This is a genomic window from Parabacteroides sp. merdae-related_45_40 (assembly GCF_001915675.1).
The window spans coordinates 1-24,817 of sequence record NZ_MNQY01000102.1 but is presented as its reverse complement, the minus strand read 5'-3'; the positions used below and the strand labels follow the sequence as shown (position 1 = coordinate 24,817).

At 45.0% G+C, this 24,817-nt stretch carries 21 protein-coding genes and 1 pseudogene; 8 read left to right on the top strand and 14 right to left on the bottom strand.

Annotated features, from left to right (window positions below):
- From BHV83_RS11950 to rfbA, 11 genes are all read right to left on the bottom strand, one after another.
- On the bottom strand, positions 1-247 hold a 247-nt coding region (locus BHV83_RS11950; protein ID WP_286757555.1), incomplete at its 3' end, for a hypothetical protein.
- A gap of 627 nt (positions 248-874) precedes the next feature.
- The gene (locus tag BHV83_RS11945; RefSeq protein WP_122206205.1) at positions 875-2,998 is read right to left on the bottom strand and encodes a tetratricopeptide repeat protein; all 2,124 of its coding nucleotides are present in this window, start codon (positions 2,996-2,998) and stop codon (positions 875-877) included.
- A 137-nt stretch (positions 2,999-3,135) separates the two neighbouring features.
- Positions 3,136-3,468 (bottom strand): acyl-CoA carboxylase biotin carboxyl carrier protein subunit, encoded by a 333-nt coding sequence (locus BHV83_RS11940; RefSeq protein WP_005635376.1) that lies wholly within the window; start codon positions 3,466-3,468, stop codon positions 3,136-3,138.
- Between the two features lie 24 nt (positions 3,469-3,492).
- Positions 3,493-5,040: an acyl-CoA carboxylase subunit beta gene (locus tag BHV83_RS11935; RefSeq protein ID WP_005635378.1), complete on the bottom strand. Its 1,548-nt coding sequence runs from the start codon at positions 5,038-5,040 to the stop codon at positions 3,493-3,495.
- 24 nt (positions 5,041-5,064) lie between these two features.
- A complete protein-coding gene (gene def / locus BHV83_RS11930; protein ID WP_005635379.1) occupies positions 5,065-5,622 on the bottom strand; it encodes a peptide deformylase in 558 nt (185 codons plus the stop codon).
- Between the two features lie 5 nt (positions 5,623-5,627).
- Positions 5,628-6,050: a Holliday junction resolvase RuvX gene (gene ruvX / locus BHV83_RS11925; protein ID WP_182387892.1), complete on the bottom strand. Its 423-nt coding sequence runs from the start codon at positions 6,048-6,050 to the stop codon at positions 5,628-5,630.
- Between the two features lie 68 nt (positions 6,051-6,118).
- Entirely contained in the window at positions 6,119-7,516 is a 1,398-nt protein-coding gene (locus BHV83_RS11920; RefSeq protein ID WP_022321228.1) for an undecaprenyl-phosphate glucose phosphotransferase, read from the bottom strand.
- Between the two features lie 96 nt (positions 7,517-7,612).
- Positions 7,613-8,761, bottom strand: coding sequence for an OmpA family protein (locus BHV83_RS11915; RefSeq protein WP_005648654.1), 1,149 nt, complete (start codon positions 8,759-8,761; stop codon positions 7,613-7,615).
- A 110-nt stretch (positions 8,762-8,871) separates the two neighbouring features.
- Positions 8,872-10,023, bottom strand: a complete 1,152-nt coding sequence (gene gmd / locus BHV83_RS11910; protein ID WP_022321229.1) for a GDP-mannose 4,6-dehydratase — start codon at positions 10,021-10,023, stop codon at positions 8,872-8,874.
- 58 nt (positions 10,024-10,081) lie between these two features.
- Positions 10,082-11,152 carry a GDP-L-fucose synthase family protein gene (locus BHV83_RS11905; protein WP_286757554.1) on the bottom strand — a complete coding sequence of 357 codons (1,071 nt, stop codon included), beginning with the start codon at positions 11,150-11,152 and terminating at the stop codon, positions 10,082-10,084.
- A complete protein-coding gene (gene rfbA, locus BHV83_RS11900; RefSeq protein WP_005635387.1) occupies positions 11,145-12,029 on the bottom strand; it encodes a glucose-1-phosphate thymidylyltransferase RfbA in 885 nt (294 codons plus the stop codon). Before rfbA ends, BHV83_RS11905 begins: the two co-directional genes overlap by 8 nt.
- A 198-nt stretch (positions 12,030-12,227) precedes the next feature.
- On the opposite strand from rfbA, the gene BHV83_RS11895 reads away from it, so the two are divergent.
- Positions 12,228-12,806: an HdeD family acid-resistance protein gene (locus BHV83_RS11895; protein ID WP_005635389.1), complete on the top strand. Its 579-nt coding sequence runs from the start codon at positions 12,228-12,230 to the stop codon at positions 12,804-12,806.
- 237 nt (positions 12,807-13,043) lie between these two features.
- Here BHV83_RS11895 and BHV83_RS11890 read toward each other — a convergent pair whose 3' ends face one another.
- From BHV83_RS11890 to BHV83_RS11880, 3 genes are read right to left on the bottom strand one after another with little or no spacing between them, the layout of a single operon-like run.
- Entirely contained in the window at positions 13,044-14,051 is a 1,008-nt protein-coding gene (locus BHV83_RS11890) for a DUF4249 domain-containing protein (protein ID WP_022321230.1), read from the bottom strand.
- Positions 14,052-14,068: 17 nt separating this feature from the next.
- On the bottom strand, positions 14,069-16,771 hold the full coding sequence (locus tag BHV83_RS11885; protein WP_122206202.1) for a TonB-dependent receptor: 2,703 nt from the start codon (positions 16,769-16,771) through the stop codon (positions 14,069-14,071).
- A 3-nt stretch (positions 16,772-16,774) separates the two neighbouring features.
- Entirely contained in the window at positions 16,775-17,656 is an 882-nt protein-coding gene (locus tag BHV83_RS11880; RefSeq protein ID WP_122206201.1) for a FecR family protein, read from the bottom strand.
- 677 nt (positions 17,657-18,333) lie between these two features.
- Between BHV83_RS11880 and trpB the strand changes: the two genes are divergently transcribed.
- The 7 genes and pseudogenes from trpB to trpA all read left to right on the top strand — a co-directional run.
- Complete coding sequence (gene trpB / locus BHV83_RS11875; protein WP_122206199.1) at positions 18,334-19,527, top strand: tryptophan synthase subunit beta; 1,194 nt, start codon at positions 18,334-18,336, stop codon at positions 19,525-19,527.
- A gap of 61 nt (positions 19,528-19,588) precedes the next feature.
- Positions 19,589-20,992, top strand: coding sequence for an anthranilate synthase component I family protein (locus BHV83_RS11870; RefSeq protein WP_122204654.1), 1,404 nt, complete (start codon positions 19,589-19,591; stop codon positions 20,990-20,992).
- A 29-nt stretch (positions 20,993-21,021) separates the two neighbouring features.
- Positions 21,022-21,611 (top strand): annotated as a pseudogene (locus BHV83_RS11865) (anthranilate synthase component II).
- A 46-nt stretch (positions 21,612-21,657) separates the two neighbouring features.
- Positions 21,658-22,662 carry an anthranilate phosphoribosyltransferase gene (gene trpD / locus BHV83_RS11860; RefSeq protein WP_005635401.1) on the top strand — a complete coding sequence of 335 codons (1,005 nt, stop codon included), beginning with the start codon at positions 21,658-21,660 and terminating at the stop codon, positions 22,660-22,662.
- Between the two features lie 10 nt (positions 22,663-22,672).
- Positions 22,673-23,482: an indole-3-glycerol phosphate synthase TrpC gene (gene trpC, locus BHV83_RS11855; RefSeq protein WP_286757556.1), complete on the top strand. Its 810-nt coding sequence runs from the start codon at positions 22,673-22,675 to the stop codon at positions 23,480-23,482.
- Positions 23,479-24,144, top strand: a complete 666-nt coding sequence (locus tag BHV83_RS11850; RefSeq protein WP_005635404.1) for a phosphoribosylanthranilate isomerase — start codon at positions 23,479-23,481, stop codon at positions 24,142-24,144. Before trpC ends, BHV83_RS11850 begins: the two co-directional genes overlap by 4 nt.
- 22 nt (positions 24,145-24,166) lie before the next feature.
- The coding region (trpA, locus tag BHV83_RS11845; RefSeq protein ID WP_286757552.1) for a tryptophan synthase subunit alpha at positions 24,167-24,817 on the top strand (651 nt) is incomplete at its 3' end.

Below are 24,817 nucleotides of genomic sequence, written 5' to 3'. Positions count from 1 at the left end.
AATCCGACGTATGTTCCACATAATTTTTATCCCGCGCCTGCGTCATCAGCAGACACCAGGTGGCATAGTCTTCCTCTGAGAGTTTTTCTGGGGACGGGATGGACTCTAAAAGGATTAAAGAACTGTCCGGCCGGCTCACCATTAAGGTTTCCGCCTCCTGCAAAAGGGGTTGGATATGAGGATACTGCCGGCAAGCAATCAGACAGAAGGCTAACGACAAAAATATAACGTATATGTTTCTATTCATTATTATAGCGTTTGTTCTAAATGCAATATTACGAATATCCTCTCTTATTCCTCTGTTTTTTGTTGACAATAATACATATTAGTGACAACAAGCGGTTTTATTTATCAAGATTTTTACAATAACCCCTGTTTTTCCTATTTCGAGAGAAAACAAACACAATTTCAGCCGACCTTTCTTCCACCTAAACAGTGCTTTTCCTAACATACCAGCGAACAGTCCGCCGGAGAGGTAGAAATTGCATGACATTTGGTAATCTTATCTTCCATATTCCTTACACTTCGAAAAACCGGAACTGCCGGTGAGTTGAATATTTGGGAAAACAAAGGGAAGGTAAAGGAATATTGCCCGGATTCGAAGGGTCTTTTCAAGGGAATCGAACCTTATTTCCACGACGACCGTCTTCATTGCCCTGACGACCGTCTTCATCGCTCCGGGCTGTCGGATTCACTCTATACGAAGTCGGACTTCGTGGCGATGAAGACGGTCGTTGGGAGGAAAAACCACGCACCTCACGGGAATGGCCTCCCAAAGGCATTATTTTCGATCCGTAAACAACTGTTCGAAGAACATTTGGCGGATGAGGTTCAAGTCATTTTCAAGATGTTTTTTACAATAAGGGGGGGGGGATCAATTGCTTGTCATACGCTTGATAATACTATAAGCATTGATGATACCCAACTCTCCGGCCTTGCTCAAATCGGCGATTCCCCGGTTGGCATCTCCTTGCGAAAGGCGTGCTAATCCACGGTTGAAATAAGCCTCGGCAAATTCCGGATCACGCTGGATCGCCTCGCTGTAATCCTGGATGGCAGCACGAAAATCGCGTTGCACACAACGCAGGTTTCCACGATTGAAATAAGCATATACGAAGCCCGGATTCAATTTGATCACCATGTCATAATCCCTCGTAATCATTTCATGCTCGTAAGCTCGCTTATTGTCTTTCAAGGATGCGGAAGCCGGATCAGATGTTGCCGGAGTACGAACAACCGTCGGATTCTTACCCATCTTAAGGTTCATGCTCATAGCAGAAAAATCGTCTTGCGAGCTGGCAGCCTGCGACATATTATAGTCAAGCTGTTTATACCGGACGACAGCCCGGTTAAAATAAGCCATAGCAAAATCCGGATCCAATTCGATCACCTTTGTATAATCCTTAATCGCTTCGGTAAAGTCCTGTACAAGCATAAAATCCAAAGCCCGTCCAAAATAGGCATCCACATCGTTCGGATTCTTCACTATACGGGCCGAAAAATTATCGATAGATGCAAAATGTACGGCAACCTGGTCTTCCGTAAGGGCGGCTTCTTCGTTTGTGATACGCAGCTTACGTTCCAGTACCAGACGGGAATTGTAAGCTTCTACCATCTTATCATAATAAACCAACTTCTTTATCGGATCGACTTTTTCGTAATAAGTCAGGACAAACATCGGTTCCAGATCCACACGCACATTACGGTCCTGCACGCGTCCACGAATTTCGCTGTTATACTTCGTCTTACGTACCTCTTCTTCATCATACACGACAAGACGGTTGAACTTATCGATATTCTTATCCGACTGTTCACGCGTATTTTCATCCTTTGATGCCGGATCGGCCAATTGCGTACCGGTATTGTTGCCATTTTGGGAAGCGACCGCATTTCCCGAAGCATTCCCGTTCTTCTTTTTTTGCTCCATATTATAGGCAGTCCAGTAGTCACGGTCGGCACCGACCTCATCATGCATTTTCCGCTTCACTTCCGCACGGCTGTAATAACCGGCCACAAAATTCGGATACTGCCGCAACACGACATCGAAGTCATGTACGGAACCTTGATAATCTCCCGTCTCGTAACGCAACAACGCCCGGTTATAATAAGCCATATAGTTGTCCGGTTCAATCTCGATCACAACATCGAAATCTTCGATAGCCCGGTTGTTATCCCCGATCTGTGCCCGAAGCAATCCTCGGTTGAAGCGGGCAATCAGGTTGTGGCTGTCCATGCTGACCACCTGATCATAATCAGCCATAGCACCACGCAAATCCTTTAACTGATACCGGACCAGACCTCTATTGATGTAATAACCGCTCTCACGGGTATTCAGACGAATGGCCTCGTTCAGATCGGCAAGCGCGTCTTTCATATTGTTCATCTGGTAATGCAGGATCGCCCGGTTGCCATAAGCGGGAGCATAGTAGGGGTCCATACTGATCGCCTTATCATAGTCGGCAAGTGCTTTGACCGTATCGCCTTTCTCGGTGTACATCGCACCACGCGTCAGATAGTTCATAGAATATTTGGGATGGGCCGTCATCAGTTCATCAAACACCTTTTCGGCCTCCTTAAAATCTTTTTTCTGAATATTGGCTACTGCCATATTCACCAACATCTGGCGGTCTTCCGCCTTAAACTCCAAACCTTTCCTGTAGTCTTCTATTGCTTCGTCAAATTTCTCCTGACTCTGACGGGCAATACCACGTGCGTAATATGCCTGTACCAGGAAAGGGTTCCGTTCAAGACAAAGCGTACAGTCTTCTTCAGCTCCTTTATAATCATCCAAATTGATTTTTGCCACAGCACGGTAGAAATATGGTTCGGCCAACCAAGGTTTTGATTTGATAACCTGATTGAAATATTGTATCGAAAGAACATAGTCCTCAAAATACAAGGCGTTGCGCCCGATAGTCAACACACGATCCGTATTGATTTGTGCAAACATGGCTAACGAACACAGCTGGAATATAAATAAAAGAATCGCTTTCTTCATCTATTATAAAAATATTCAACATTGATCGGTCGCAAAAGTAAGTAAATAATCTTAGCCATTAAAACCAATCTATAAAAAAAGCTTTCACAGACTGTAAAACAGTGTGAAAGCTTTCTATATTTACTTATTTCAGCTATTTACTTCGGCTGAATCTTAACCATCAAATGGTCTTTTGGGATCTTATCTCCTTCCGTTACACCCAGCTCGACAATCGTTCCGGCAACGGGAGCGACCACCCGGTTGTACATCTTCATCGCCTGGTGGATCAAAAGCAACTGGCCGGCTTCGACTTCCTGCCCTTGCTGTACTTCCACTTTAACGATCGTTCCAGGAAGATGAGAAATCACATCACCGACAAAGGGCTTATGCCACATTTTACGGTTCTTATATTTTGCAGTCAGCGTCGTCTTGTATTTGCGGGCCGTTACTACAAAATCCACATATTCGTTATCTTTCTCTTTCTTTTCCATATTCAAAAGTTTTTACGGCGTTAATTAGAACGGAGGCAATCCGTGCTTCTTAGCCGGTCTGTATTCTTCTTTCAATACAGAAAGTTTAAGCGCGTGAAGCAACAATGAACGTGTTTCTTTCGGCTCGATAACAGAATCGATGAACCCTTTGGACGCAGCCACATAAGGATTTGCAAACTTCTCGATATATTCCTTCACCTTTTCCTGGCGCATTGCATTCTGGTCTTCGGCTTCCATGATCTCCTTGCGGAAAATAATGTTGGCCGCACCTTCCGGTCCCATCACCGCAATTTCTGCACTCGGCCATGCAAACATAAAGTCCGCCCCTAAGTGACGAGAGTTCATGGCGATATAACCGCCACCATAAGCCTTACGCAGGATAACCGTAATCTTGGGAACCGTCGCTTCGGAATAAGCATACAATACCTTCGCACCATGGCGGATCACACCGGCATGTTCCTGGTCGACGCCCGGCAAATAGCCCGGCATATCTTCCAACGTGATAATAGGAATATTGAAAGAATCGCAGAAACGGATAAAACGTGCAGCTTTATCGGCACTGTCGCAATCCAATACACCTGCCAACACCATCGGCTGATTAGCAACGAAACCGACAGTTTCACCACCCATGCGGCCAAAACCGATCACAATGTTGGCTGCCCACAACTCCTGTACTTCCAAGAAGTCGGAATCATCCACGATACATTTGATAACGTTACGAACATCGTACGGCTGTTTCGGATCTGCCGGAACCACATCTTCGATGTTCATTACCGCAGCGGGTTCCTTCGACTCTACCACTTTAGCACGTTCCTGGTTATTCCAGGGGATAAAACTAACCAGACGTTTAACTTGCTCGAAACACTCCTGCTCGCTCTGTGCGTAGAAATGAGCATTACCAGTTGTTTCCGCATGGACACGTGCACCACCCAGATCTTCCATAGAAATATCTTCGCCCAACACGGTCTTGATCACATTCGGACCTGTAATAAACATCTTGGAGATATTCTCTACTACAAATACGAAGTCCGTTAAAGCCGGAGAATATACGGCTCCACCGGCACAAGGTCCCAGGATCAACGAGATCTGAGGAATAACACCGGAAGCAATTGTATTGCGATAGAATATTTCACCATAACCCGCCAATGCACCTACACCTTCTTGGATACGTGCACCACCTGAGTCGTTGATACCAATAATCGGACATTTCATTTTCAGAGCATGATCCATGATCTTCGTGATCTTACGTGCATGCTGCAAGCCCAGTGAACCACCGGCAACCGTAAAGTCTTGTGCATAGATACAAACCGGAGCACCGAAGATCGTACCTGTACCTGTAACAACACCATCACCTGGTAAATCTTTCTTATCCATGCCGAAATCACGACCATCGTGCTTCACGAACAGGTCATATTCATGGAAAGAATTCTTGTCCAACAAGGATAGAATACGATCACGGGCAGTCAGTTTACCCATCGCGATCTGCTTTTCGATAGCAGCTTCACCTCCACCCATCTCAACGACGGCTTTCTTTTCCCTGAGGGCCTGAATGTTTTTACTTAAATCTGTCATACTGATTAGTTAATAGAGTTCTTATTACTTACCAACCGCTTTTGCTTTATAGGAGCAACGGGCTGTACCTTTAATAATACTATTTAGTTTGCTTTTATTCAACTGACGGCGGATTCCTGAAATATTATCTATGAATACATGGCCTTCCAAGTGTTCACACTCATGCTGCACAACACGTGCAGCAAACCCCTCTACCGTTTCTTCATGTTCCTTCAAGTCTTCATCCAGATATTTCACACGTACTTTTGCTGAACGGGCTACTTTCTCATGCACCCCCGGCAGGCTCAGACAACCTTCCTCCATCGAAACCTCTTCTTCACTTTTTTCAAGGAAAACAGGATTGATCATCGCACGCTTGAAGCCTTTGCATTCAGGAAAATCATCTCCCATCACGTCAGCGTCAATTACCAAAAGACGCAATGACAAACCGACCTGCGGAGCGGCCAGCCCCACACCATCGGCATTGTACATCGTTTCGAACATATTGGCTACCAATTGTTTCAGATCCGGATAGTCCATCGGAACCTCTTCAGCCTCTTTTCTCAGCACGGGCTGTCCATATAAATATACTGGTAAAATCATAACTTTTATAACTGATATTTCTTATTTTCCAAATATGACTGCAAGATAATAACCGCACTGATCTCGTCTACCAATCCTTTATCTTGCCTTTTCTTTTTCTTTAATCCTCCGTCCAGCATTGCCTTATGTGCCAAAACGGAAGTAAATCGTTCATCGTAATACTCTACCGGAATATCCGGAATGGTCCGCTTCAGATGTGTTACAAAGGCTTCCACGTATCTCATATTTTCAGAAAGTTCGTTGTTCATCTGCTTTGGAAGCCCGACTACAAACCGTTCAACGGGTTCGCACGAAACATAATCAGCCAGAAACCTTGTAAGTTCACCGCTCGGCACAGTTGTCAGTCCGTTTGCAATCATCTGCAAGGTATCTGTGACCGCCAGACCGGTACGTTTCCGGCCATAATCAATTGCTATAATCCTTCCCATCGGGCACAAAGATAACATAAATTCAGTTTCCAATTACACATATATACAAAAAGTGTGCAATTTAATACTTAGTATGCATTCTTTTCTCCCTTGAACATATTGATAACCGTTACAACTATAATCTTAAGATCCAAGAAGAAAGACCAATTCTCGATATACCAGACATCTCGCTTCACACGTCCTTCCATTTGTTCCAACGTTTTCGTTTCTCCTCTGTAGCCTGTTACCTGTGCCCAACCTGTCACCCCCGGTTTAACCAAGTGGCGAACCATATACTTGTCAATCAACGCAGAGTATTGCTCTGTATGTTTCAGCATATGGGGACGCGGTCCTACAACTGACATTTCCCCCCTCAACACATTAATAAACTGGGGAAATTCATCCAAATTAGTCCGCCGAAGAAAATCTCCGACCTTTGTTTTACGCGGGTCGTCCTTCACAGCCTGCAAGGAATCAGCCTGCGCGTTAACCTTCATCGTGCGAAACTTATAACACCTGAAATCCTGTCCGTACAGTCCCGTTCTCTTTTGCTTAAATAAGATCGGTCCCGGAGAACTCAGCTTGATCATGATACCAACCACAATATATAATATCGGGAATATAGTTACCAGAATTACAGTTGAAAAAAGAATATCAAACGCACGTTTCAATGCTCGATTGTAAGCTGCCTGTAAAGGCTCGCGGCGAACGGTCATCAAAGGGATGGACTCCAAAACATCCATCACAAGACTCTTCTTCAAATTTCGATAAAATTCCGGCACAATATAAAAACGGATCATGTGCTTCTCCGCAAAATTCAACAAACGCACAATCTTCTCATCATTCGTACCCGGTAAAGTACAGTAGATTTCATCCACATCATTTGCCAGCACAAAATTCTCTACCTCATTCGTCATTCCCAAATAATTCGGCAAAACCGATTTCAAGGACTGATTATCATCAAAGAATCCCAAGATATTGAAACCATACGACAAATCATCCTTCATTACCTTATATAATTCCATCCCATTTTTTCCTGCTCCAACAATTACGATCTTTTTAAAATTATACCCTTTCCGACGATACATTTTCAATGTTACACGCACAATAACACGCCACAAAGAAAATACTACAAGCGTAACAGCGTAATAAATCAATAAGAAAGTTGCCAACACATCTCCAACATTCAAAAAAATCAGACAAGTGGCAAATAAAAAGAACATAATCGTAACCAAAAAGAATGCTCTTTGCACAATTTTATCGATAAAGACAATGGACAGATGCAACCGCAAAGGAACAAAATAAAGGGAAAAGAAATAACAAAAATTCAACAAAAGCACCACTTCTCGCAAGCTTCCAGTAATAGCTAACGTATGAATACTATTCAATCCATAATAGACAATAAAAAAGAGAATATTCAGAACGATCAGATCTCCGATGCCTATCAGCCATTGAATAAGATAACCATATTTTTTATTTGACTCCATAACAACGCGCTAAAATCATGCAAAAATAAGCATTATTTCCGAGCAAAAAAAAGGCTGCACACGATTATGTACAGCCTTTCGGGATATAATTAAAAATTAATTATTTGCAGACATGATAACAACGCGGTTCCAATTGTTTTCATTGTACGGTTGAACGTCAGAACCCTTCCATTCGATTGTGATCTGGCTAGAAGAGATACCGTATTTATCAATAAGTTCCTTGGCAACGGCTCTTGCACGTTTTTCGGAAAGCTGCATATTGTAAGAACCTGTACCTGTTTTCTTATCAGCATAGCCGATAACCTTGATAGGCACATTGTTTTCTTTCATAAACTGTGCAGTATTGAAGATGCTAACCTGCTGGTTCTTGTCGATCTTAGCGCTATTGATACGGAAGTATACCACATTATCTACATAGTTGTTAACAACGTTAGTTACAACTTCTTCACATTCAGGACAAGAAACCGGACGTTTACTCAATTCGTCGTTTTCAGCACGCAAAGCGTTGATCTGACCATTCAGGTCGTTCAACAATGCATAATCCATCGGCTCCAACACTTCGAAATCAGTTTTACCCAGTTTGAATGTCAAACCAGCGCTCAACTGTCCGATACCGTCAGTCAGGTGGTACATAGAAACACGGTTAAACTGTTCGTTCAACAATGAACCCTGAACTTCTACGTTCAAATCTACACGTTTGCTCAAACGGAACGCAGTCAGGATACCGAAATTCACCGTTGGAGATTCTGTTCTTGCAATACCTCTGTTATCATCGGAGTTTTTGAAACGCTGTGCGTAACCAAGACCTACCCAAGGAATCAAACGAAACACTTTCTTTTCGTTGTAAGGAGCCCAGAAATTAGTCACATCCCACAACAAATCAGCATGAGCAGCTGCATATTTATTGTGCTGCATAAATGTAGCACCTGTGTTTTCAAAACCATGCAACACACCACCATTCAACTGGAGACGCAAGGCTAAATACGGATTAAACCATTTACCGACAGAGAACTGAGGAGCAAAATTCAAACGATTCTTAAAATCGGCTTCACTGTTCTGATCACCAAATAAAACACTCGCGCCACCAGCAATAGAGATAAACCAGTTGTCGCCTGCTTTGTTCTTTTTGAAGTTTGTCTTATAACCCGCTTCGTTACTAAATCCAACCTGCGGTTTAAATTCCTGTGCAGACACAGAGAAAACAAAACCTGATAACAAAGCTAAAAGTAATACTTTAGTCTTCATATTCATCAACATTTTAATTAAACAATCAATTACCTATAATCTTGCTCAAACATATTGCAAAATTAACTCTTTTTCTAATTATAACAAATAAAAACAATAAAAGTTCGATTCTACTCAAAATAATTCAATACTTCATAGCCACCTTCTTTTAGATACGATTCTTTCTTCATCAATTTTATATCATTCAACATCATATCCTCTATCAAAGAGGCCAAATCGTACTTTGGTTCCCATCCCAAACGGGTACGCGCCTTCGTCGCATCGCCGATCAATAAATCGACTTCAGTCGGACGGAAATACTGAGGATCAACACCTACAACTTCATCTCCAATCCGTTTCCTGAAATTATCGAGATAAACCTCACCGACTCTTTCAATAAACACTTTTTCGTCAATATAGTTTAAGACAGCCACCTCATTAACATTCTCTCCTTTGAAAATAATTTCCACGCCTATCTCGGCGAACGCCATCCTCAAGAAATCACGAATAGTTGTCGTAATCCCCGTCGCAATGACATAATCGGACGGTTCGTCCTGCTGGAGGATTGCATACATTGCGCGGACATAATCTTTTGCATGTCCCCAATCACGTTTGGAAGAAAGATTCCCCATATAAACTTTTTTCTGCATGCCTAAAGCAATACGGGAGACAGCCCGCGTCACCTTACGAGTCACGAAGGTTTCTCCCCTCAGAGGAGATTCATGGTTGAACAAAATACCGTTCGACGCATGCATTTTATAAGCTTCACGATAGTTCACCGTTATCCAATAACCGTAAAGTTTGGCTACGGCATACGGACTTCTCGGATAAAAAGGAGTCGTTTCTTTCTGCGGAACTTCCTGCACCAAACCATAAAGTTCGGATGTAGAAGCTTGATAAATGCGCGTCTTGGGGATCAAATTCAGCAGACGAACTGCTTCTAAGATACGCAAAACTCCCAGACCATCGGCATTAGCCGTATATTCGGGTGTATCAAAACTCACTTTCACATGACTCATAGCCGCCAGATTATAAATTTCATCCGGCTGGATCTCACCGATGATGCGAGTCAGGTTCAAACTGTCGGTCAGGTCACCATAATGTAGGATCAAGTTACGATTTTCCACATGCGGGTCCTGATAAAGATGGTCGATACGATCCGTGTTAAACATGGACGACCGGCGTTTAATACCATGCACTATATATCCTTTCTTGATCAGATATTCGGCCAGATAAGCCCCATCTTGGCCTGTTATTCCTGTTATTAAAGCAACTTTACTCATCGTTGTTAAACGGAAGACGCAACAACCTCCCTATTTTTAATTTTTTAATTTTCAATTCTTAATTCTCCAAGTACCAACTATAAAGGCGTTCAACCCCTTCGTCTATCTCAATCGTATGATGCCAGCCCAAAGCATGCAACTTCGTGACATCCGTCAGTTTGCGCATCGTCCCGTCCGGTTTAGACGAATCAAATACGATCTCACCTGTAAACCCTACCTTTTCTCGGATTAGGGAAGCCACTTCACAAATAGAAAGTTCTTTTCCAGTACCTATATTAATATGCGTATTTCGGATATCGCCGGTAGCAGGACGGAGATCGGCAAAATCGACCTTCTCCATCACATAGACGGAAGCATCTGCCATCTCCTCGCTCCAAAGAAACTCACGAAGCGGTTTGCCTGTTCCCCACAACTCCACTTTACCAGGATAAATACCGTACTTGGCAAGAATATCCAATATTTCGGATTCAGAAGTACCGCCGGATATATTTTCAACCGAACGCGCATTCAGATCTTTCCGGACAGCCTCCCAATCTCCTTCGGAAAGACATTTACCCAAATGTACTTTGCGAATCATGGCAGGCAGCACATGCGAAGTCTCCAGGTTAAAATTATCATTCGGGCCATACAGGTTGGTCGGCATTACTGCGATATAGTTAGTTCCGTATTGCAAGTTATAACTCTCACAGATCTTGATCCCGGCTATCTTAGCTATCGCGTAGGGTTCATTCGTATATTCGAGTGGCGAAGTGAGCAAGCAATCCTCCGGCATCGGTTGCGAAGCATTTCCCGGATAAATACAAGTACTTCCCAAAAACAGAAGTTTCTTTACGTTATTCAGATAAGAAGCATGAATCACATTGTTCTGAATCATAAGATTCTCGTAAATAAAGTCAGCCCGGTAGCGGCTGTTTGCCACAATCCCTCCGACATGGGCTGCTGCCAGGAACACATATTCCGGCTTCTCTGCGGCAAAGAAATCATGAACGGCCTGCTGATCGGTCAAATCCAATTCCGCATGCGTACGCAGGACGAAGTTCGTGTAACCTTTTGCCTTCAGATTCTTCAGAATAGCAGAACCGACCAGTCCCCGATGGCCTGCTACAAATATTTTACTATCCTTATTCATTCTCTCTTTTTATCAAATTCAGCAGATATTGTCCATACTGGTTCTTCAACATCGGAGCGGCAACTTGCCTCAACCGTTCTGCATCGATCCAACCATTCCGATAAGCAACTTCTTCCAAGCAAGCTATTTTCAACCCTTGTCGTTTCTCTATCACCTCAACGAAGGTGGAGGCTTCAGAAAGAGAATCGTGCGTACCGGTGTCAAGCCATGCAAAACCGCGCCCTAAGAGCTGAACTTTCAAATTCCCATCCTTCAGGAATTCCTGGTTGACAGTCGTAATCTCCAGTTCTCCGCGGGCGGAAGGTTTAATCTGCTTGGCAACTTCCACCACTTTGTTCGGATAGAAATAAAGACCGACAACTGCATAATTCGATTTCGGGCATGCTGGTTTTTCTTCAATGCTCAACACATTTCCTGCCTCATCGAATTCGGCCACGCCATAGCGCTCCGGATCATTGACGTAGTAACCGAAGACGGTCGCTTTTTGTTCGTTTTCCACATTAGCTACGGCCCTTTTTAACATTGCGGTGAAACTCTGTCCGTAAAAGATATTGTCGCCCAAGACCAGACAAACGGAATCATTTCCAATAAACTCCTCCCCAATTAAAAAAGCTTGTGCCAATCCGTCCGGTGAAGGTTGTTCGGCATACTCGAAACGGACACCATAATCGGAACCATCCCCTAACAGACGACGAAAACCGGGAAGATCCTGTGGTGTGGAAATCACCAATATTTCACGTATTCCTGCCAGCATCAACACAGACACCGGATAATAGATCATCGGTTTATCATAAATAGGCAATAACTGTTTTGAAACCCCTTTGGTTATCGGATACAAACGCGTACCGGACCCTCCTGCTAAAACAATACCTTTCATAATCTTCTATGATTTACGATTTATGATTCCGGAATCATGCATCAATGATAAATCATACATCCAAAATCATAAATTCTTAATAAATATAACGGATGGCAAATGTATTAAAAATAATTCACTTTACCGGCTCGGTGAAACTTTTCTTTCCAAAGGTTTGTTACAAAGTAGATTTCAAAATAATTAAAAAACGAATTTATTATGAAGACTTTTATTGACACAATCAACTTCGGAGTAAAAAACTGGTGGGTTTCCCTGCTGTTGGGCCTGCTTTATATCCTCATCGCAATCTGCCTAATGTTCACACCGCTGGCAAGCTATGTCGCACTGAGTGTTTTGTTTAGTGTATCCATGTTTGTCAGCGGCACGTTGGAAATTCTTTTTGCCGTCACCAATAGAAAGAATATTTCCAGTTGGGGCTGGTATCTGGCAAGCGGTATCATCGACCTGATCTTAGGTATCTACCTGATGGCCAATATCGGCCTGAGCATGGCAGTGCTGCCTTTCATCGTGGCCTTCTGGCTGATGTTCCGCGGTTTCGCTTCAACCGGCTACGCTATGGACCTGAAACGCTACGGGACACGCAACTGGGGCTGGTATATGGCTTTCGGCGTACTGGCAATCCTTTGCAGTATCGGCATTATCTGGCAACCAGGTCTTGGAGCGTTATCCCTTGTCTATATGATCGCGTACACTTTGCTGATCATCGGCATCTTCCGGGTTATGCTTTCCTTCGAACTGAAGAGCTTGCACAAACGGAACAAAGAATACAACGAATAAATCGTATGCTTTTCTCAGCAGTTTCCAATCCATGAGAATACTTCCTCACCGGGGAGAGAATATATTCTCATCCGTATGAGAAAAGATTATCATTACGACGAGAAAAGATTGTCATCCTTATGAGAAAAAGCCCCTCATAAGACGAAAATCTTTTCTCGTTGTAGCTTTATGATTATTCGCTGACCATCTTCCGCTTAATGAATACGGCCTTACACTCAGCACAGTCCTTCCGGCAGTTCACTTTGGATACGACAACGGCGGCCGGTCGACCATACGCAAGGTAACCTGCTGCTCAGAGGAGGCCCCGACAAAACCTAAGCCACCCGATACGTTTTGAGGAACGATGACCGGTTCCATAAAGGTTTCGTTATAATCTTCCGAATTCAGACAGTTCATCGCACGCAAATAACGATAATAAGGTTGTGATATGCTCAATAAGCGGACTGTAACATCCAAGTAAAAATGATCTTTTCCATTTGATTCGCTAATATGCGGAACAGAGGTGTAGATCTTAAGGGTATACGAACCATTTTCAAAACGGCCATCCGTGAAAACATTGCTAAGATTACGAATAGTCCAATCCAAAATGCCGAATTTGTCATCATCGGCAGTCGTAAGATGCCCATCGGTCAACACAATATCCTCCTGGTTGATAATTTCGGGATAAGAGGAAAAGGGACCGTATTTGATACCTGTTTCCGAAGAAATCCTGTATGTATTTTCTTCGATAATAAGACGGTAATAATTTTTCTCGTTTGGACGGTCATGTATCGTTATTTTGTATCGCATACAATCCATCATGCTGGAACCACCCCTCAATTGCGTACGGAGCGTATCTACACGGATAGTTTCCTCGATCGGAAAAGGGATCTCCACCTCGCAGCCAGCCTGGTATTGCCCGTCTTCGGCTGTCGCTTCAAAGCGGATACGGTCACCGGGACGAAAAGATGTTTTCAACGTACAATTAGGATCATCGAAAGAACCATAGACCTTCTCCACCTCTGCCGTCTCGGTCTTTTGACCGTTGACATATACTACAATGGAACCATTGGAAACACAATCCGCTTGCTGTTTATCGGTATCGATCATACGCAGAGACACTCCGTTTTCTTTCTTTCCAGCTTCAAGAAAAGCATTCATCAGAAGCTGTGGGACCTGCGGCTTGTTCATATATGGAAGCTCATTCTCACAACCCGGGAACAGCATGGAAACCAGTATGAATAATATAAATAAATTCTTTTTCATAATTCTACTCCTCTTTATTAAAACCGGTATGTATAGGTAATCGATGGAACACAAGGCAGAAGCGTTTGCTTTATCAGCCTCGTTTTCCGCTTCCAGGTCGTCTCATGGCTACCATCCGGCTTAATATGCTCTACTCCGATATATTCTTCTTCTTTATAGATAAGATTCGGAGTCATGGCATTATAGGCGTTATAGACCGAAATATTCCAAGTCTGCATGCCGTGGCGCAATTTCTTATGGAAATTGATGCTCAGATTCAACCGGTGGCTGATAGGAAGGCGATAATTGTTTCGACGGGAAATGTAATCAATCAAGTTACCAGATGCCGTCCCTGTACGCTGTTCGGCAACCGTAGCCGTTCCGCCCGTATTAAAAATCCAAGTGATCCCTATATCCGTTTTTTTGCTGAAAGTATGATTTACACAGAGGTTGATGTTGTGGCGGCGGTCGTATTTATAAGGAAAACGTTCACCGTTGTTGACCGTCCCATCCTTGAACTGGCGATCACTCTTGGCGATCGTATACCCCAACCATCCTGTCGTTTTACCGATCGTCTTCTGGGCTAAAATCTCCAAGCCGAAAGAGCGGCCACGTCCCATCTCTACCTTCTCCTGCCATCCACCGGATGATCCGAAAAAGGTAGCGCCATCCTGGTATTCCAATACATTATGCATATCTTTATAATAGCTTTCTAGAGAGAACTCCCACCCTTCCACACCGGTATAATAGCCACCGACAGCATACTGGTAGGAGCGCATCGGACGGATGTTTTTAGTAACCGGAACCCATAAATCGGTCGGCAGCGAAATCGGCGAGGATGACAGCAGGTGTACATACTGTTCCATTTGTGTAAAAGAAGCCTTTGCCGCAAAACCGTCATGAAAGCGATAACGCGCAGAAAGACGAGGCTGTGCCGACAGATAGCCTTTCCCTTGTGTGGAAAACAAGGAGAGATGAATGCCGACATTCAGGCTCAGACGGTCGCTGATATCGGCATTGTCTTCGGCATAAAACGAAAACTCGTGCCCGTGCAAATAGCTGTTCGAGGAATCGTTGTAGACGGTATCCTGTGCCGTCTGCCCGTCTACAGCTTCTTTCACACGCGAGGTCGTCACCTCCGGTCGGAAGGTATGATACAGATAAGAAACACCGAACTTGACATGATGGTCAGGGACGGGCATATAATCGAAGTCCGTATGAAAACTCCAATCGTGTATACCGGAACGGTAATCGGAATTATAGACATACGATTCACCTCTATCGGTTATCGGATCACCGTTTTTATCCGCCTCGATGATATCTTTCCGGTAAGTGTCCGCCATACTCATCTGGTAATGGTTGTAGGCTACGGTCGTATTGCTGAATAATTTACTGTTGAAGACATAATTCCACCGTCCGGCGGCAATCGTGTTTCCCCAGTTGAAATCGATCCGGCTGTTGTAGAAATACATACGCGACCCATTCGAATAGGCGTCATATTCCTTGTCCTGCTTGTAGTCATAATGGTCTTTTCCTTTGTAGAAACTGAGGAACAGGCGGCTGCGGTCGGAAAACTTGTGGTTCACCTTTGCATTGATATCATAAAAATAGTAATTGAATTTCTTGTCCTCCGGCAGAAACGGCCTTGCCACCAGGTCGAGATAAGTGCGGCGGCCGGTCAAGCAAAAGGAGGTTTTATCTTTCAAGATCGGACCTTCGAAGTGTAGCTTACTGGTCAACAGGCCAATGCTGACCGTACCATGATAATTCTGCATATCGCCGTCGTTTGTCCGGATATCCACGATAGAAGACAGACGGCCACCATAACGGGCTGGAAATGAACCTTTGAAAAGCGTGACCTTTTTCATGGCTTCCGGAGTGAAGATGGAAAACACGCCCAACATATGGTCGGCATTATAGATGGGGATACCATCCAGAAGGATCAAGTTCTGATCCGGTCCGCCACCCCGTACATACAACCCGCTGAAACCTTCCGTTCCAGCCTGTACGCCAGGCATCAACTGGATTGTTTTGAGAATATCAGCCTCTCCTAAAATGGCCGGAGTATTCTTGATCTGCGTCATCGGGATGTCTAACGTACCCATACCCGTTGCCCGAATGCCTGTCTCTTTTTTGTCGGAAAGAACGATGATTTCCGACAACTGGTTATTGGTCTGCAAACGGATGTTCATTACAGTATCCCGATTTAACAGAAAACGGTAATGCTTGGTTTCATATCCTAAATACGAAAAGAAAAGTCCGGTCTCTCCTTCCGGCAAGGTCAAGCTGTAAAACCCGAAAGGGTTCGTCGAAGTCCCGGCATGACAGCTGGATTCCAAAATATTTGCACCAATCAGCGTTTCTGACGATATGGAATCGGTAATATATCCGCTGACCGTATATTTACGGGAAACAGGACGCTCTCCTAACAAGATGTGTGTGCCGGAGATTTTAAACGTTATCGCTTCCTGACCAAATGCATATTGCAGGATTTCCTCGATGGTCTTCTGACGGACATCAAGGGTAACAGGCTGCCGGAGCTGTACCTTTTCACCATAGATAAACGAGAAGCCGGTGGAGTCCTCTAACTGGCGGACAAAAGTGTCCAGTGTTGCCTTCCGGACCTGGAAGTCCAGACGCGCCGCCCGGTCTTGTGCAGCGAGCGGCGCAATTCTGAAAACTATCCATAATAGAAGAATAAGCCGGGCGAACCGGCGGAGACAATATAGGTAATAATTCATGACTTAGTTAAGTTTAGAATGAATCAAGATCGTATCATTTGTCTTTGAATAACTGAAATTACCGGCTGGCTGGAGCAGATCGAGCATCTGATCCAAACTCTCGCCTTCAGTAAAATGCGCCCTGATACGAAAATCCTTTATATCTTCATCCGTAATTTTGATTTTCACATGAAAAGCATTCGACAACTCTCGTGCAATCTCCTGCAACGGCAGATAATCAAAATGAAAATGGCCGTCGCGCCAACCGGTAGCCGTATTATTTTCTTTTGTTTTTTCTTCCTGTAGTGTTTTATCTGCTCGATTATAAATCGCGCTTTCTCCCGGAGAAAGCGTAATCCGGCTAGAAACAGCCGGCGCATTGACAGCGACAGAACCTTCCAACAAAGTTGTCTTCACCTCTGCATCTCCGGGATAGGCTTCAACATTAAAATGTGTTCCGAGCACTTCGACCTCGACTGGGTCCGCTTTCACAACAAAGGGATGCCGGGCATCTTTCTCCACTTCGAAATAAGCTTCTCCCTGTAATTGTACTTCCCTCCTATCCTCCTTGAAACGATCCGGGTAAGTCAAAGAGGAATAGCGGTTCAGCGTCACCTTCGTCTGGTCCGGCAAAGTAATTACCGATATGGCTGCACCGGCTGAAACAGTTTGCATCGCTACCGGCTTCCAATAATCATAGATGAACCAACTTGCAAAGCAAAGCAGGACGGATGCAGCAACGACTCCCGCCAGACGGAACAGTCTCAGCCTCTTTGTCCGGGAAGGAACGAGCCGCCTCTCCAACAATTTCCAACTTTCGGAAGCGGAATAGCGCCCACGAGGTGAACGTGTGGAGGCGACAAGCTTGTCCAGTGTCTTTTCTATATGATCGTGTGAAGGTTCCATGCTTTTCTCTTCTACATTTTAGAGATAAAGACAGGATTAGGTAAAAAACTCACTACTCACTTCTATTAAAATAATGTTAATTATCTCACTTCCTCTATTTGTCAGCCAACAGAGCTTCCCCTAATACCCGATCAAGTATCACCTTCTTTATTTACATAACCACACGGAAACGCGACCTCTCCTCCAGTATCATTTTGTTATCTTCATAGGGACAAAACAAGATAGATAGAAACGTTAAAAAATATCACCCGCCAGTGTAATTTCCAAAACATGCCCTACTAATCCTATTTTGACGGGGTAGTAGTGACATTTTGATAAATCATAAGAAGCCTATCCCCTCAAACAAGAAATTTGAAATAGCAGGGAGAGGGACAGCTGAGACTGCCATACAAAAGTTCTATGATTATATAACAAAAAAACAGCCGAATTATTTGCAGTTTATCAGAGAATGCATATATTTGCTGCCGTAATAACAACAAAAGTCATGAGAACAATTATAGTAAATACATATTGGAGGTGGTGTTCTTTACAACTCATAAGGTCGTAAGGAACCAGTCCTCATGTATATACTATCGTGATATAATAAAAGGTCTGTCGCACTTGCGACAGGCCTTTTTTCGTTTAGGGCAATTACCAAGATTCGAAAAGACAAAAAATAAATAATAACAGATAGAACGATGAAAACGTATCAAGTTGACGAAAATGGGTATTATGGTGAGTTTGGAGGAGCATATGTGCCCGAAATACTTCACCAATGTGTGGAAAACTTGCAGAAGAAGTATCTGGAAGTATTGGAAAGCGACAGTTTCAAGAAAGAATTCAACCAGTTACTTCGGGACTATGTCGGCCGCCCTTCTCCTCTCTATCAGGCTAAAAGGCTGAGTGAGATGTATGGCTGCAAGATATATCTGAAGCGTGAAGACCTGAACCATACCGGCGCTCATAAGATCAACAACACGATCGGACAGATCTTGTTGGCCCGCCGGATGGGAAAAACCCGTATCATAGCCGAGACGGGAGCCGGACAGCACGGCGTGGCAACCGCTACTGTCTGTGCGTTGATGAATATGGAATGTATCGTTTATATGGGCAAGACGGATGTGGAACGCCAACATGCAAACGTGCAGAAAATGGAGATGTTGGGCGCGACGGTCATCCCCGTAACTTCTGGCAACATGACACTGAAAGATGCGACCAATGAAGCGATCCGCGACTGGTGCTGCCATCCTTCCGACACATATTACATCATCGGGTCGACAGTCGGCCCCCATCCTTATCCGGATATGGTGGCACGTTTGCAATCCGTTATCAGCGAAGAGATTAAAAAGCAGTTGTCGGAGCAGGAAGGACGTGACTATCCGGATTATCTGATCGCCTGTGTAGGTGGCGGAAGTAACGCTGCCGGAACGATCTATCATTTTATTGATGATGAACGGGTAAAAATCGTTCTTGCCGAAGCGGGCGGTTTGGGGATTACGACCGGACAAAGCGCAGCAACCATCCAATTAGGCAAGAAAGGTATCATACATGGAGCGCGCACATTAGTGATGCAAAACGAGGACGGGCAAATCGAAGAGCCTTATTCCATCTCTGCCGGACTGGACTATCCGGGTATCGGACCGATCCACGCCAACCTGTCGGAAACTCACCGGGCTACGATTCTTGCCATCAATGATGACGAAGCGTTAGATGCGGCTTTTTGCCTGACGCGCATCGAGGGAATTATTCCGGCACTTGAAAGTGCACACGCATTAGGAGCATTACCCAAGATAAAATTCAAACCGGAAGATGTCGTTGTCCTGACGGTATCGGGCCGGGGAGATAAGGATATGGAGACTTATATTAAGTATAAATTGAAAAACGAGAAGTGAAAAGTGAGAGTCAGGAAGTTCTTCCTATAATCAGTTTTATAATCATCAATTGTCGATCATAATGGACTATACATTTAAAACAATAAGCAGGAAGGTTCTCGGTGACCTTCATACACCTGTCAGTATCTACTTGAAGGTACGGGACGTTTATCCGAAATCGGCGTTATTGGAAAGTTCCGATTTTCATGGGAATGAAAACAGTCTTTCTTACATCGCGCTTTGTCCGCTGGCAAGTATCGGAATCAATAACGGGGAATGCACCGCTGTTTTTCCTGATGGAAAAAGCGAGGTTACGGCATTGACCGGAACATTCAATGTGGCGGAGGCCATGAATGCGTTTTTGAAGCGTTTCTCGATCGAAGGACCTGACAGGAAAGTCTGCGGACTGTTCGGATATACGGCTTTCGATGCCGTGCGTTACTTTGAGAACATCCCGGTGATGGAAGCGCACCATGAAGAAAACGATGCTCCCGACATGCTCTACATATTATATAAGTATGTACTTGTCTTCAACCACTTCAAAAATGAACTGACGCTCGTCGAGCTGATGCAATCCGGCGAAAACTCCGGTTTGCAAGAGATAGAGACCTTGATAGAAAACCGGAACTATGCTTCTTATAACTTCCAGGCTACCGGCCCTGAGACATCGCCTGTCAGCGGGGAAGAATATAAAGCAATGGTGCGCGAAGGCATCCGTCATTGCCTCCGTGGAGACGTTTTCCAGATCGTGCTGAGCCGCCGGTTCGAACAACCGTTCAAAGGAGACGACTTCAAGGTTTATCGGGCTCTCCGGAGCATCAATCCCTCTCCCTATCTGTTTTACTTCGACTTCGGAGGATTCCGTATCTTCGGCTCTTCACCGGAAACGCACTGCAAGGTAGCCGACGGACATGCAAGCATCGACCCGATTGCAGGCACGGCTTTCCGCACGGGAGACGTTGCATTGGACAGACAGCGTACCGAAGCTTTGCTTGCCGATCCGAAAGAGAATGCCGAGCATGTCATGCTGGTTGACCTTGCCCGTAACGACCTTTCGCGCAATGCGCATGACGTACAGGTCGATTTCAACAAGGAAGTGCAGTACTACAGTCATGTCATTCATCTGGTATCGCGTGTCAGCGGTGAGATCGATGCAGACAGCAATCCGATCAAGACCTATATAGATACATTCCCAGCCGGAACATTGAGCGGAGCGCCGAAGGTACGTGCCATGCAGTTGATTACGGATATAGAAAAGCATAATCGGGGCGCTTATGGCGGTTGCATCGGGTTCATCGGCTTTGACGGCGACTTGAACCAGGCGATCACGATCCGTACATTCGTCAGCCGCGGAAACGTCCTGTACTATCAGGCAGGAGCCGGCATTGTCGCCAAAAGCAATGATGAACGGGAATTGCAGGAAGTCAATAACAAATTAGGCGCTTTGAAGAAAGCGATCGATCTGGCAACAACACTTATAAATTGAAAGTTGAAAATTAAAAGTTGAAAGTTTTTATGAAAGTATTACTGTTCGATAATTATGATTCCTTCACCTACAACTTGTTGCATATACTGAAGGAATTGGGTGCGGAAGTTGAAGTACATCGCAATGACAAGATTTCATTAGACGAAGTGGAACGTTTTGACAAGATCCTTTTGTCACCCGGTCCGGGCATTCCGGAGGAGGCAGGCATCTTGCTGCCGTTAATCCGCCGCTATGCGCCGACCAAGAGCATCTTAGGCGTCTGCCTCGGAGAGCAAGCCATCGGGCAAGCATTCGGTGCAACGCTTATCAACCTGGCGGATGTACATCACGGAGTCTGTTCGGATATACGGGTGACGGTGCCGGATGTGTTGTTTACGGGCTTGGAACCCGGTTTCCGTGCCGGCCGCTACCATTCGTGGGTCGTATCGAAAGAGAATTTCCCCGACTGCCTGGAGATCACGGCAGAGGATGTGGAAGAAGGACAGATCATGGCGCTTCACCATCGCGAATATGATGTTCGCGGCATCCAGTTTCACCCGGAGGCATCCAGTTTCACCCGGAATCCGTACTGACCCCCAAGGGAAAGGCAATCATACGGAACTGGCTGGGGATAAATTAAAAATTAAGAATTAAAAATTAAAAATCAAGGATGAAAGATATAAAGGATGAAAGATATATTATATAGGTTATTCGAACATCAGTATTTGGGACGTGACGAAGCGCGGACGATTCTTCAGAATATTGCAGAAGGCAAGTATAATGATTCACAGATTGCCAGCTTGATAACGGTATATCTGATGCGTAATATCTCCGTAGAGGAATTGGCGGGTTTTCGGGAGGCATTGCTCGAAATGCGCGTCCCGGTAGATTTGTCGGAGTTTAAGCCGATCGATATTGTGGGGACGGGAGGCGACGGAAAGAATACGTTCAATATCAGCACGGCTTCCTGCTTTGTCGTAGCCGGTGCCGGATATAACGTCGTGAAACATGGGAACTATGGGGCGACCTCGGTCAGTGGCGCGAGCAACGTAATGGAGCAGCACGGTGTGAAGTTTACTGCCGATATCGACCGGTTGCGCCGTTCGATGGAATCCTGCCATATCGCCTATCTGCATGCGCCGTTGTTCAATCCGGCACTGAAGGCTGTGGCTCCGATACGGAAGAGTTTAGGAGTGCGCAGCTTCTTCAACATGCTCGGCCCGCTGGTCAATCCGGTAATGCCGACCTACCAGTTGTTAGGTGTGTACAACCTGCCATTGCTCAGGCTTTACAGCTATACCTATCAGGAGAGCGGAACGCGTTTTGCCGTTGTACATAGCCTCGACGGGTATGACGAAATCTCGCTGACAGCAGAATTTAAGGTAGCAATGCCGGAAAAAGAGAAGCTCTACACACCGGAAATGTTAGGTTTCTCCCGCACAACGGAAGCGGAACTGGATGGCGGTGAGACAGTCGCCGAAGCAGCCCGCATCTTTGACGATGTCCTGAATAACCGGGCGACTCCGGCACAAAAGAATTGCGTAATCGCCAACTCCGCTTTCGCCATCCAAGTCATCTGCCCGGAAAAGAGAATCTCAGAATGCCTGGAGGAAGCTCAAGAAGCATTGGAAAGTGGTAAAGCATTGCAAACATTCAATACGTTTATCAGTTTGAATGACAAATTACAATGAAACAACGAATATGAAAGATATATTACAAGATATTATAGCGAATAAGCGTATCGAAGTGGAGCGACAAAAACAAGCTGTCCGGTTGCAGACCTTACTGGGGATGGGCGGTGAACGACTCGAACATCCTGCCCGTTCCATGCGGGCGGCTCTCGCAGCATCTTCATCGGGCATCATTGCTGAGTTTAAGAGAAAAAGTCCTTCGAAAGGCTGGTTACATCCCGATGCAGCTATAGCTGATGTCTTGCCCGCCTATGAGAAGGAAGGCGCTTCCGCCTGTTCTGTCCTGACCGATTCGAACTTTTTCGGGGGGTCCTTAGGTGACCTTTGCAAAGCACGCAGCCTGGTGGGCCTGCCCTTATTGAGAAAAGACTTCATCATTGACGAATATCAACTCTATCAAGCACGCGTAATGGGTGCCGATGCCGTCCTGTTGATTGCCGCCTGCCTTACCCCAGAACAATGTCTTATGTTTGCGGAGTTAGCTCATACCCTCAACATGGAAGTACTGTTGGAAATCCATTCCAAAGAAGAACTTGACCACCTCAATCCATTTGTCGATATGTTGGGAGTGAATAACCGCAACCTCGGAACATTTCATACTGATGTGGAAAACTCCTTCCGTCTGGCAAAAGCGATGCAAACGGTCGCTCGTGAAAGAAATCTTTCTCCTTTGTTAGTATCAGAAAGCGGTATTTCGACCACAACCACCGTATCGAACCTCAGAGAAGCTGGTTTTCATGGATTCCTGATCGGAGAGACATTCATGAAAACCGATGTACCAGGCGACACTCTCGCACAATTCATAGGAAGATTATCATGATCATCAAAGTATGCGGAATGCGTGATCCCGAAAATATACGGGAAGTTGCAGCCTTAGGGGTTGACTGGATAGGACTGATATTTTTCGCGAGAAGCCCACGAAGAATAACTAACAATGGACAATTAACTATTGACAATGGCGGCAAGCGGTATTCCGATTGTCAATTGTCAATTATCAATTATCCATTAAAAAAGGTCGGTGTTTTTGTCAACACTTCCTTCGAAGAGTTGGTGGAAACAGCGGCATTTTTCCGACTCGATTACCTGCAACTGCACGGAAATGAAACACCGGAAGATTGCCATGCCTTGCAAAAGCGTGGTTACTCGCTGATCAAAGCATTTCAGATTGCAACAGCTTGCGATCTTGAACAAACTACCAATTATGAAGGGCGTGTCGATTACTTCCTCTTCGATACCAAATGCAATAGTTATGGAGGTTCCGGCAAACAATTCGATTGGTCCGTGCTCGAAGCCTACCGGGGAAAGACTCCTTTCCTGTTAAGCGGAGGCATCCGTCCGGAAAGTGCTGGGGCAATACGTTCTTTCCGGCATCCCCGCCTCGCCGGGATCGACCTGAACAGCGGATTCGAGATTGAACCGGGGCTGAAAGACATAGGAAAGCTAAAGGAGTTTTTAAAAGCAATTCAAAATCATAATTCATAAATCTGAAATCACAAATCAAAAGATGAACCGTATCACAAACTTATTCAACACAAAAAAGAACGGAATCCTTTCCGTCTTCTTTACCGCCGGATATCCGAACCTGGATGACACGAAGAAGATATTAAAAGAGTTAGAAAACAAAGGAATAGACATGGTAGAGATCGGTATTCCCTTCTCCGACCCGATGGCAGACGGCCCCGTGATCCAGGAAGCCTCTACTGCCGCGTTACGAAACGGGATGTCATTGCATGTTCTGTTCGAACAGTTAGAAGATATCCGTCAGGATGTGCATATCCCGATTATCCTGATGGGCTATCTGAACCCGATCATGCAATATGGTTTCGAAGCGTTCTGCCGGAAATGTGTGCAGACAGGAGTAGACGGCATGATCATCCCGGATCTGCCTTTTGCCGATTATATGGCGGATTATAAGGCCATCGTCGATCGATATGACCTCAAAATGATTATGCTCATCACACCCGAAACATCCGAAGAACGCATCCGCCTGATCGATGAACATACAAGCGGTTTCATCTATATGGTATCGAGCGCCTCCACTACCGGAGCGCAGCAGAGTTTCAACGAGCAGAAGCAGGCTTATTTCCACCGCATCAACGGGATGGGACTCCGGAATCCGCGCCTGGTCGGTTTCGGTATATCGAACAAAGCAACC

Excerpts from the sequence above, each read along its gene's own strand:
- BHV83_RS11945 (WP_122206205.1), bottom strand. The coding sequence starts at position 2,998 with ATGAAGAAAGCGATTCTTTTATTTATATTCCAGCTGTGTTCGTTAGCC.
- BHV83_RS11940 (WP_005635376.1), bottom strand. The coding sequence starts at position 3,468 with ATGGAAAAGAAAGAGAAAGATAACGAATATGTGGATTTTGTAGTAACG.
- BHV83_RS11935 (WP_005635378.1), bottom strand. The coding sequence starts at position 5,040 with ATGACAGATTTAAGTAAAAACATTCAGGCCCTCAGGGAAAAGAAAGCC.
- def (WP_005635379.1), bottom strand. The coding sequence starts at position 5,622 with ATGATTTTACCAGTATATTTATATGGACAGCCCGTGCTGAGAAAAGAG.
- ruvX (WP_182387892.1), bottom strand. The coding sequence starts at position 6,050 with ATGGGAAGGATTATAGCAATTGATTATGGCCGGAAACGTACCGGTCTG.
- BHV83_RS11920 (WP_022321228.1), bottom strand. The coding sequence starts at position 7,516 with ATGGAGTCAAATAAAAAATATGGTTATCTTATTCAATGGCTGATAGGC.
- BHV83_RS11915 (WP_005648654.1), bottom strand. The coding sequence starts at position 8,761 with ATGAAGACTAAAGTATTACTTTTAGCTTTGTTATCAGGTTTTGTTTTC.
- gmd (WP_022321229.1), bottom strand. The coding sequence starts at position 10,023 with ATGAGTAAAGTTGCTTTAATAACAGGAATAACAGGCCAAGATGGGGCT.
- BHV83_RS11905 (WP_286757554.1), bottom strand. The coding sequence starts at position 11,152 with ATGAATAAGGATAGTAAAATATTTGTAGCAGGCCATCGGGGACTGGTC.
- rfbA (WP_005635387.1), bottom strand. The coding sequence starts at position 12,029 with ATGAAAGGTATTGTTTTAGCAGGAGGGTCCGGTACGCGTTTGTATCCG.
- BHV83_RS11895 (WP_005635389.1), top strand. The coding sequence starts at position 12,228 with ATGAAGACTTTTATTGACACAATCAACTTCGGAGTAAAAAACTGGTGG.
- BHV83_RS11890 (WP_022321230.1), bottom strand. The coding sequence starts at position 14,051 with ATGAAAAAGAATTTATTTATATTATTCATACTGGTTTCCATGCTGTTC.
- BHV83_RS11885 (WP_122206202.1), bottom strand. The coding sequence starts at position 16,771 with ATGAATTATTACCTATATTGTCTCCGCCGGTTCGCCCGGCTTATTCTT.
- BHV83_RS11880 (WP_122206201.1), bottom strand. The coding sequence starts at position 17,656 with ATGGAACCTTCACACGATCATATAGAAAAGACACTGGACAAGCTTGTC.
- trpB (WP_122206199.1), top strand. The coding sequence starts at position 18,334 with ATGAAAACGTATCAAGTTGACGAAAATGGGTATTATGGTGAGTTTGGA.
- BHV83_RS11870 (WP_122204654.1), top strand. The coding sequence starts at position 19,589 with ATGGACTATACATTTAAAACAATAAGCAGGAAGGTTCTCGGTGACCTT.
- trpD (WP_005635401.1), top strand. The coding sequence starts at position 21,658 with ATGAAAGATATATTATATAGGTTATTCGAACATCAGTATTTGGGACGT.
- trpC (WP_286757556.1), top strand. The coding sequence starts at position 22,673 with ATGAAAGATATATTACAAGATATTATAGCGAATAAGCGTATCGAAGTG.
- BHV83_RS11850 (WP_005635404.1), top strand. The coding sequence starts at position 23,479 with ATGATCATCAAAGTATGCGGAATGCGTGATCCCGAAAATATACGGGAA.